3 protein-coding genes are annotated in these 3793 nt (G+C 50.7%); all 3 read left to right on the forward strand.

What is annotated here, in order from left to right:
- A partial coding sequence (locus HYS22_02445; protein ID MBI1909013.1) for a carbon monoxide dehydrogenase occupies positions 1-1207 on the forward strand: 1207 nt, incomplete at its 5' end.
- A 107-nt stretch (positions 1208-1314) separates the two neighbouring features.
- The gene (locus tag HYS22_02450; GenBank protein ID MBI1909014.1) at positions 1315-2883 is read left to right on the forward strand and encodes an IS1380 family transposase; all 1569 of its coding nucleotides are present in this window, start codon (positions 1315-1317) and stop codon (positions 2881-2883) included.
- Positions 2884-3291: 408 nt separating this feature from the next.
- A partial coding sequence (locus HYS22_02455; GenBank protein MBI1909015.1) for an HflK protein occupies positions 3292-3793 on the forward strand: 502 nt, incomplete at its 3' end.

Consider the following 3793-nt stretch of genomic DNA (forward strand, 5'->3'; position numbering starts at 1 on the left):
CATTTGTGGCGCCACGGCTGACACCATCGTGGCCAGGAACATGCTAATGCACATCGCGGCCGGGGCGGCAGCTTACATCCATCATGCGAAAGAAACGGCCAAAGTATTAAGTTTGACTGCGCAGAAAAAGACAACTTTTGAGATAAAGAACGAAGAAAAGCTCCGAGAATTAGCTAACGCTATGGGATTAAATCCCAATAGTGACAAGCATATTCTCGCCAAGGAGGTAGCTGACTTCTATTACCGTGATATTAACAAGCCATCCGAAGAAGAATCGGAACTTGTTCGGATATTCGCGCCCAAGAAAAGGATTGCCCATTGGAGAGAGTTAGGCCTTTTCCCCGGCGGCGCCCATAGCGAAGTACTCAGCTCCATGACCCGTACCATGAGCCACATCAACACCGATCCGATGGACCTTTTGAAAAACAGCCTATCCCTATCCATAAGCGCGATGTACTCTGGGCTGGCAATGGCAACTCACTTCCAAGATATACTGCTTGGCCCACCCCGACCAAAGCTGATTGAGACAAACCTCGGCGTGCTCGACCCGCACACAGTTAATATCCTGGTCCATGGACATCAACCTCTTCTTCAGCTTAAAATTCTTGAGGCGCAGAATGATGAGCGCCTTCTGAATATGGCGAAAGAAGCGGGCGCCAAAGGGATTAAGGTCTATGGTTCCACGGATGTCGGACAAGAACTTGTGTCCAGGGATAACGTGCTTATGGCAGGCCAGGTTGGAAGCTGGATGAAGCAGGAGATCGCAATTGCCACAGGCGCGGTGGATCTGATGGTGGTGGATTTCAACTGCACAATACCTGGCCTCAAACTTATGGCGGATAGGTTCCATACAAAAATAGTTTCCGTAGAAAAGGTTGTTTCTATTGAGGGGATAGAGAGGATAGATTTCGATCCGGAAAAGGCTGATGAGATAAGCAGAAAGATTATCGGAACTGCTATTGAAGCCTTTAAAAACAGAGATTGGAACAAAATAAATATACCTGATACTAAATCAACCGCTTTAATAGGCTTCTCTAAAGAGTCCATATTCGGAACAAAAGAAAATCTTGATGCGCTGGTGAATGCGCTGGATTCCAGAAGGGTTAATGGAATTGTAGCCATCGCTGGCTGCACCAATCCCCATACAGGCAAGCAAAGGTCTGACGCCATAATCCTCGCTGAAGAGCTGATTGCCAGAGACCCTTAATCCGCCACCAAAAAAAGAAAAAGAAAGACCCCGCTGGTATCTTCCGCAGATAGAAGGTAAGATAGGATTTAGCAACAAAATTCTATCACCAGCGAGGTGAAATAATTATGACACAAGGCATTCTTAATTTCCAGTATCAGGCGGAGCCATCTACGACTGGTATGACAGGGTTAGCAGGGTTGCCAGCTTACCTGGAATTGGCGGTGGCTTCAGGTTTGATTGATTCTATCCGGCGACATATGAGAGTATGTGCCGAGCAGACCCAAGGGTGGACGGACGATCAGATTGTTATGTCTTTGATAATGCTGAATATAGCAGGTGGGGATTGTGTGGATGATTTACGAATTCTGGAGAAGGATGAGGGCTTTGCCCGGGTGCTCCGTCGGGCAGAACTGCATGGTCTGCTGCGTAAGGAGAGAAGGGAGCAGGAACGACGGTGGCAGAAGGAGCGGAAGCGTGCTGTACCCTCCCAACCCCCGGTCTTCCGCTACCTGGAGGCATTCAGTGACCCTGTAGAGGAGGCAAAGCGAGGTGTTGGATATGCCTTTATACCGGCGCTGAACGAGCATCTACAGGCTCTGAGTAGAGTAAATGAGGACTTGCTGCGCTTTGCACAACGGAGGTCACCACAACGGGAGGCCACCTTGGAACAGGATGCCAGCCTGGTAGAGACATACAAACGTGATGCGTTATTTTCCTACCAGGGATATAAGGCTTATCAGCCGTTGACCACCCGCTGGGCGGAGCAGGACATGATAGTCCATTCGGAGTTCCGGGATGGAAATGTCCCCGCCGGATTCGGGAACCTGCGGGTACTACAACAAACACTGGCAGCGCTGCCGGATGGCGTAGTAAAGGTTTATTACCGGAGCGATACAGCCAGCTATGAGCACAAATTGTTGACGTACTGCGCTGAGGGAAAGAACGAGCGCTTCGGAGTTATTGAGTTTGCAGTAGGGGTAGATGTGACGCTGGAGTTCAAACGGGCAGTGGCCAAAGTGGAAGAGAAGAACTGGCATCCCCTGGAGAAAGAGTCAAATGGGGAGCTGGTAAAAGCCTGCCCTGAGCACAGCGAAGGGACGGAGCAAGAATGGGCAGAGGTAAACTTTGTACCCAGTTGGGCAGGCTATAAGAAAGACGGCCCCGAGTATAGGTTTCTGGCTATCCGAGAGCTTCTGCAGCAACGAGAGCTTCCCGGTCTGGATAGCCCGCAACTTCCTTTCCCAACGCTGGATATAGGTGAGGTACGTTACAAGCTGTTTGGCGTGGTGACCAACCGAGATCTTCCTGGGGATAAGGTCATTCACTGGTCCAGGGCTCGCTGTGGCAAGGGTGAGGAGATGCACTCAGTGCTGAAAGAGGACCTGGCGGGCGGCCAATTGCCGTCAAGTAGATTTGGCGCCAATGCTGCATGGTGGGCTATATCGGTTCTGTCTTTCAACCTAAACTCCTTGATGAAGCATCTGGTATTGCCTCAGGGATGGGCTACCAAGCGACTGAAAGCGGTTCGCTTTGGCCTGATTCATCTGGCTGGCCGGGTCACGACCCATGCCCGACAACTCATCATCCGCTTGAGCGCCAACCACCCTGCCTATAAGCTGCTCCTGGAGGTACGGCAACGCATCGAAGACCTCTGGAGGCACAGTGAAATGGTTGCAGCGTCGAGATCGCCCTGATAGCAGCCTAAAAGCAGAACTCATTACCCAAGAAAGTGGCCACTTAAACTACGATGGGTGACTGCCAGGGAGGTTGTTTTCATTTTTCAGAAGTCGAGCAGGAGTCGAGCATCACCTCAGCTTTGCGCAACAGGCAACACCTTCTCCGCTGGCTCATCAGCGCCAGCGTAAAATTCACCTTGGCCTGAAAACCCTATTTTTGACCATTAAAAACCACACCCCGAGAAATAGGTGGCGGATTTTGGGTACGATATTTCAATTCCGCCTTTTCCGCCCATTCAAAAAAGAAGCTCCAAAGCTGAAAGTGAAACGGCTGCTTGACTCTCTCCTGTCAATGCTGTAGGCTATTAGAAAGTAAGTTAGCATTTACTTACATCGTCAATTCAAACATGAAAAGGTGGTGCGGATATGGCATGGGAAACAAGAGGACGCCGTCACGTAGAGCCAGAGCTGCCAGATTTTGGAGACATAGGTCCAAAACTGAAACACTGGTTAAAGAAATGGTGGGCGGTGCCGGTTGGCATCGTGGTGGTGATATGGTTGGCCACCGGTATATACACAGTAGGGCCCGGCTCGCAAGGGGTTGTAAAGCAGTTTGGGCAGGAGATAGGGAAGACCAGCGCCGGACTGAACTACCATCTCCCGGGGCCGTTCCAAACTGTTACGGTGGTTGACCTCGCCTCTGTGAGGCGACTGAATATCGGCTTTGAGGAAGTAAAGCCCGGACAATTTCGGGAAATCCCCAACCAGGCGTTGATGCTCACAAAAGACGAAAATATCGTTAATGTGCATGTCATAGTCCAGTACCGGGTACTGGATGCCTCCCAGTTCCTGTTCAAAGTACGGGATGTACCCGGAGTCCTGAGAACGGCCACGGAGGTTGCCCTCAGCAGCACTGTAGGCAACACAC

Source organism: Deltaproteobacteria bacterium (assembly GCA_016177765.1).
In the GTDB taxonomy this organism is placed as follows: Bacteria; UBA10199; UBA10199; order JACPAL01; family JACOUP01; genus JACOUP01.